Source organism: uncultured Gimesia sp. (assembly GCF_937919775.1).
Taxonomy (GTDB): Bacteria; Planctomycetota; Planctomycetia; order Planctomycetales; family Planctomycetaceae; genus Gimesia.
Genome location: NZ_CALFPF010000656.1, coordinates 1 through 6,266 on the forward strand (window position 1 = coordinate 1; position 6,266 = coordinate 6,266).

Here is a 6,266-nt window from a genome sequence, read left to right on the forward strand (position 1 = left end):
GAAACTATGATTTTAATGTGTTTTTCTGACGAGTACAACCACCGAGCGGCCTTGTACATTATATGAGATCGTGGAAACGGTGAGGGCATTTTCTGGTTCCAGGATATCTTCAGGGCTGGGGAGTGCCGTATCGACAAATCGCTTCCAGTCGCCGGGAGTTCCTTCATGAATGCCGAATGATATCGCGTTTGCGGAACCATTGATCATCACATAAATGTCGGTGTCTGCTTCTTCTGCTCCATGCAGGCAGAAGGCCAGTGTATTTGACGAAGCCGAAAGATCCACGTAACGGGTCACTCCATACCAGTGCACGTCTTCACGCCAGAAATGAGAACGGCACAAGGATGAATGTACTTTGCGAAAGGCGATCATCAGTTTCACGAAGCGAAAGATATCCCGGTGGGTCTCCAGTCTGCTCCAGTCGAGCCAGCTTGTTTCATTGTCTTGATTGTAGGGATTGTTATTTCCGCCTTGCGTTTGCAAAAATTCATCCCCCATGCGAAACATGGGGGAGCCATTGGAGACCATCAGCAGGCAGAAGAAGTTTTTAACCTGTTGTTTTCGCAATTTCATCACATCGGGGGGAGCGCCTTCTTCACCTTCCCAGCCGCAGTTCCAGCTGTAATCGTTCGTGCCATCGGTATTGTTTTCACCATTTTTCCAGTTTCTTTTTTCGTTAAACGAGACCAGATCATATAACGAAAAACCATCATGTGACGTAATGTAATTCACGCTTTGATACGGTCTGAGTGCATGCATGCAGTCATCAGGAAATAAGTCAGCGCTGCCATAAATTCGCGTCATCAGATCTGCGACTCGTCCTGCATCACCGCGCACGAATTGCTGTAGTGTATCCCGATAGGCGGCGTTCCACTGCATCCAACGATGACCGGGAAAGCGAGAGCCAAGCTGAAATCCACCTGCTGCATCCCAGGGCTCTGCAATAAAGCGCCGGTTAGCCAATACGGAATCTGAACCAATTTGTCCCAGCGTCGTAGGATTCGTCTCTTCAATACTTCCGTCAGCTCTTCTGGTAAGAACACTGGCTAAGTCAAACCGAAAGCCATCTACGTGCATCTCTTTTGCCCAGTATTGCAGGCTGTCGACGATTAATTTGCGAACGGCTCGATTTGTAGTGTGAAGGGTGTTTCCTGCACCGGAGAAGTTGGCATACGGAGAATCCGGATTGCCTGTAGTGGAATAATACGTCGTATTGTCAATTCCTTTGAAACAATAAGTGGGACCAGACTCATTTCCTTCGCCGGTATGATTGTAGACGACGTCAAGAATGACCTCGATTCCGGCTTGATGTAACGCCTTGACCATTTCGCAAAATTCGATGTGTCGATCACAGGTCTCTTGAGACATGCAATAACCGTCATGCGGAGCAAAGAATCCGAGGGGCATGTATCCCCAGTAATTTCCATCCTGCGAATCAAACTGATAAACGGGCATCAGTTCGACAGCAGTGACTCCCAACTCTTTCAGATAGGGGATTTTTTCAATCACACCCGCAAAAGTGCCTCGCGCATTTTCTGAAACTCCTGAGTTGTTTTGCTTCGTGAAGCCGCGCACATGCATTTCATAGATGATGAGGTCTGAAGTGTGGTGGATCGGTTGATCGTTTTCCCAGTTGAATGCACATTCGATGGACTGGAGCACCGACAGCGGGGCATGTCCCAGATTCGAGCCCGGCTGGCAGGCGAGTTGTCTGTCAAACGTTGGTGGGAAGTAGATGTTGCGAGAATAAGGATCAAACAAAACTTTTTCTGAATCGAAGGTATGCCACTCAAATGGGTCTTGTGGGGAGGGACCATCAATCTGGTACGCGTAATAACTGGCATGCTTGATCTCAGGAGCCGGGATGCGGCAATGCCAGATTTCCGCGGTCTTGTTTCTGCGCGGTTCAAATTCAAACACAAAAGTCGGCTCGTTCAGGTTGTCTTTTGTAAAGAATAACAACGAAACATGCACGGCATGTTTAGAATAGAGGGCAAAATTAAACGCATTTTCTGACGGCACCCAGGTCTCTCCCATGTGTATGGGAGACCCTTCGATTTTATCCCAGTGGTCCATAGTGTGAAGTCCGATTCGTGTTTGAGTGTGTCTTTCCAATTAAGGCGACGACGTCAGTCAGAATTTGAGGGAGAACAAGTCCCCCCGGGGAAGCCAGATACCTGGTAGTCCAGACCGGATCAAATTTTTCCTTATAGGCCCGCAAACCTTCAAAGTGATAAAAGTGGTCGCCGTGGCGGAAAACCAGATTGGCGGTACGATTCCAGACCGGGGCCAGCGGGCGGTTTTCAATTCCAGACAAGGGGGCCATTCCAAAATTAAACCAGGCGTAGCCTGCCTGTTTGCCCCAAAGCAGTAATTCGATAAACAGATATTCCATCACGCTGGGAGGGGCATCGGGCAGATAACGCATCAGATCGACAGAAAGTTCTTCCTTGTCTGCTCCCTCTAGAACATTGGCGAAAGCGATGAGTTTGCCATTCTGTCGGATGATGGCGACAGGAAAGTGTTTCAGATAAGTCTCATCGAAATATCCCAGCGAGAAACCTTTTTCAGCGACATTTTTTTCACTGAGCCAGGCATCAGAGATCAGTTTCAGTTCGGAGAGCAGCGCGGGAACCTGATTGACGGGAACGATTGAGAATTCACAATGCCCTTTCTCACATTGATTCACGGTCTGACGCAATTTTCGCCGTTTGCTGCCCATGATGTCGAACAATTCCAGAGGAACGCGTGCCTCTTCTCCCAACTTGAGAATGGTCAGTCCCTGATCGAGATACAGGGAAAGATTTTCGGGTTCAACCTGATAAAAGACCGGCCAGCCGTCATAGCGGTCTACCTGTTCCCGGAATTGCCAGACCAGTTCAGCCCGTTCCGCTTTTGGTCCAACGGGATCGCCGAGCGCGATCCATGAGCGTTTCTGAACTCCATACATGATGAAAGCGGTATGCTGTGCATTGAACAGCAGCGATTTATCTCCCAGCAAAGCCAGGCTGGTTGAGGTTTTCGTGGACGAATTTACGATCTGCTTGACCTCTTCCCATTCATTTTCATCCGGTTGCAGTGCAGGTGGTTTATGGGCGGCGATCAATTTCGAGAAAGCAAACAGCAGCAGGAAAATGACAGCGCCAATGCTGCCGCGCATAAAACGGGGGGCGTTCCCTTTGAAGGTAAAGACCCACCAGAGTTCGTTTGAGTAATCGACGTGTTTATAAGCAAACAGGCCAAGCCAGATCGAACAGACTACGATTACCAGAATCGTACTGGCCCAGCCCAGATTAAATCGTTCGTGGATCAAAGCTCCCTTGCGATAAAATTCTTTGCGACTTGCCAGTAATGCCAGCAGAACTACAGAGAGTAATGTCGCTTCTTCATAATCAAATCCCTTTAATAGTGAGACAATGATTCCGAGTCCTAACAAAATGGTGATCAACCACCAGGCAGAATCGAGTCGCCGTTGCAAACCACGGGCGAGAACCAGGAGTGCGGCACCGGTTAAGCTGCCGATAAAATGGGACGCTTCGATCAGCGGCAGAGGAATCGCATGCTGTAAATGACCTATTCGCGTTGAAACGATCGGCGTCGCCCCCGAAAAAAGTAGAACCGCACCTGCCAGAATAGTACACCAGGAGAGCACCAGCGGCGCGATGGCAACTGACCAGCGATTGACTTCTTTCACCAGTCGCGTTGCAAGTCCGCGTTGTAGTGAAAGTTCATGGAGTGCTAGAAGAATCATGGCCACGAAGAGCGGAATCAGATAATAAATGACACGAAATACAAGTAAGCAGGCCAGAATTGTTGCCGACGATTTTGAGGCAACGAGTGTCAAAATGACAAGTTCAAACACACCCACGCCCCCCGGAACGTGTGAGAGAACAACGGCAACCGTAGCCAGCAGAAACATTCCCAGAAATTCTGCGTAACCCACCGACAGATCCGGAGCAAGCAGCAGGTAGAGCGTAGCGGCAGCGATGACCAGGTCTGCGGCCGAGACAGCCAGTTGCAGGAGTGTCATGCCTGTTTTGGGTAAATGAATTTCGATGCCTTTGATGACAATCGGTGATCGACGAATGAACGGTAATAACGCATAACCGATGGCGACAGCCAGCAGGATGTAACCAACCGGCTGGACGTTATCGAAGGGTAAATGCAGCGATGCAGGAATCGGGAACGGCTGCACTATAAAAACGACGCCCGCTAAAGCAAAAACGCCTACCCAATAAGTCGTGCCCAGCATGATGATCAATTGCAGAATTTCGACGGCAGACAGACCCCAGGCAGAATAAAGTCGGTAACGGACCGACGTGCCGCCAAGCAACGCGCCAAAATTGTAACTGGTGACAAAGCCGGTAAACGATGCCAGAGAAATCTTCCCGAATGAGAGCGGGTGGTGGATGGCCCGAATTGCCAGATAGTCATAGCCGATCAGAACCAGATAATTGAGTATCGTCAATCCGGCGGCCGCCCAGAGTCGCCAGGCAGGAATGTGCGTTACGGCAGTCCGGATTTCGTGAATGTTGTAATGCTTTAATTCTTTGGAGAGCAACCAGAGTGCTCCCATGAAGATTGCGATGACGAAAAGAGGTACGAGTTTTTTGAGACGATGCAGCATCTATGATTCTTAATAACAAGGGCATTTAATGTCACGGATTGCACAATACCATAAATGAAATCTGATGGGTATGACTGGTTCTTAATTATGGGCTTCCATTTGTCATAAAAAACAGGTGATTACAGGGAGCTTCCCCATCAAGTAACTCTAATTGTGAAGAACTTGTGATCCGGATTATCGGAATGCAGGGCGCGAGAATTATTTATCCAAAGCCCTCTTTTTATGTAGTTGGAGGGGTAAGAGTCCCGTTAGAGGAAGCAGCTCGTGAAATTTCTGAAAGAGATCATAAATTATGCGTGCAAAATTGAACAGACAGGAATAGAATAAAACTGACCGCTGTTGGGGCCAGGCAGCTTCGTTACTCTCTCACAAACTCAGCGAATTTCAACACCATTTCTGAAAGATGTCAGAATGAATCTCCTCCGACGCAAGACCTCCTGGGGTCTCACTGTTCCCCTTTTGATGTTACTTTTTGTTTTGAACAGTTCTACTCTGTTTGCGCAATTCCAAAGAACCCCTCTCACTGGAGATGCCGCAGCGTCAGGGGATTCCGAGGGGACACCTGCAGAACCTCAACCTGCACCACAAACCTCAGAAGCCGGGCAGGCCATCAAAAAAATGGCCGTTGCATTTCAAGCAGCATTTGACGAGGGAAATGCAAAGAAAGTAGCTGGATTCTGGGCTCCGGAAGGGGAGTATATCGAAGCCAGCGGGATGCGGCTGGTGGGACGGCCTGCCATTGAAAAAGCATATGAAGGTTATTTTAAAGAAAATAAAAATGCGAAGATCCAGATTTCTGTCGATTCCGTTCGACAGATTGGCAACAATCTGGCTTTTGAAGAAGGGCGGACAGTTGTCACGGTTCCGGAAGTCGCTCCTGATTTCAGTCAGTATACGGCGACTCACGTAAAACGTGATGGTAAGTGGATGATGGTCAGCATCAAAGAGTCCGGATTGGTTCCTGCTGATTCAAAAGCCGGCTTAAAGGATCTGGAATGGCTGATTGGAACCTGGATCGTCGAAGATAGAGGGATCACACTGACGACGGACTATCACTGGCTGCCGGGCAATAAATTTATGGAACGGACTTTCTCGACGCAGGGTAAAGGAGAGACGCAACCAATTGGCAAACAGATTATCGGTGTCGATCCGATCAGAGGTGATATCATGTCGTGGACATTTAACGCCGATGGCAGCCATGCGGTGGGAATCTGGGCTCCTGTGGAAAATGGCTGGCTGATTGAATCGCGGGGGGTCTCCAGTAATGGAATGATTACCAGCGCTCATAACATTATTTCAAAAATTGATCAGAACGGCTGCCGCTGGCAATCGGTAAATCGTACTGCCAATGGCATCGAGTTACCAGATGCACTCGAAGTGGTTTCCAAACGCAAATAGCGGTCTGACTGTCAATAAAACATCGTTTAAGCAATATCAGAATCGGGGATAGATCGTATGAGACTTTTCATCAGCTTCCTTTCAATCACAACATTATTATTTGTCTCACATGAACCATCCATTTCCTGGGCCAGGGGCTTTGGTGGTGGTGGCGGTGGTGGTTTTCATGGTGGAGGTGGAGGCGGCTTTGGCGGCGGCGGAGGTGGTGGCTTCGGAGGTGGCGGCGGTGGCTCTCGCGGCG

At 49.0% G+C, this 6,266-nt stretch carries 4 protein-coding genes; 2 read left to right on the plus strand and 2 right to left on the minus strand.

The features are described 5' to 3' along the window. Positions 1-12: 12 nt before the first annotated feature. Together Q0294_RS18700 and mprF are read right to left on the minus strand one after the other, a co-directional pair. Complete coding sequence (locus Q0294_RS18700) at positions 13-2,076, minus strand: glycogen-debranching protein (protein ID WP_299468486.1); 2,064 nt, start codon at positions 2,074-2,076, stop codon at positions 13-15. Next, on the minus strand, positions 2,060-4,627 hold the full coding sequence (gene mprF / locus Q0294_RS18705) for a bifunctional lysylphosphatidylglycerol flippase/synthetase MprF (RefSeq protein ID WP_299468489.1): 2,568 nt from the start codon (positions 4,625-4,627) through the stop codon (positions 2,060-2,062). The genes Q0294_RS18700 and mprF overlap by 17 nt, the downstream gene beginning before the upstream one ends. Positions 4,628-5,038: 411 nt before the next feature. On the opposite strand from mprF, the gene Q0294_RS18710 reads away from it, so the two are divergent. Together Q0294_RS18710 and Q0294_RS18715 are read left to right on the plus strand one after the other, a co-directional pair. Then, positions 5,039-6,025 carry an SgcJ/EcaC family oxidoreductase gene (locus Q0294_RS18710; protein WP_299468491.1) on the plus strand — a complete coding sequence of 329 codons (987 nt, stop codon included), beginning with the start codon at positions 5,039-5,041 and terminating at the stop codon, positions 6,023-6,025. Between the two features lie 57 nt (positions 6,026-6,082). Continuing rightward, positions 6,083-6,266: hypothetical protein (locus tag Q0294_RS18715; protein WP_299468493.1), on the plus strand; the 184-nt coding region annotated here is incomplete at its 3' end.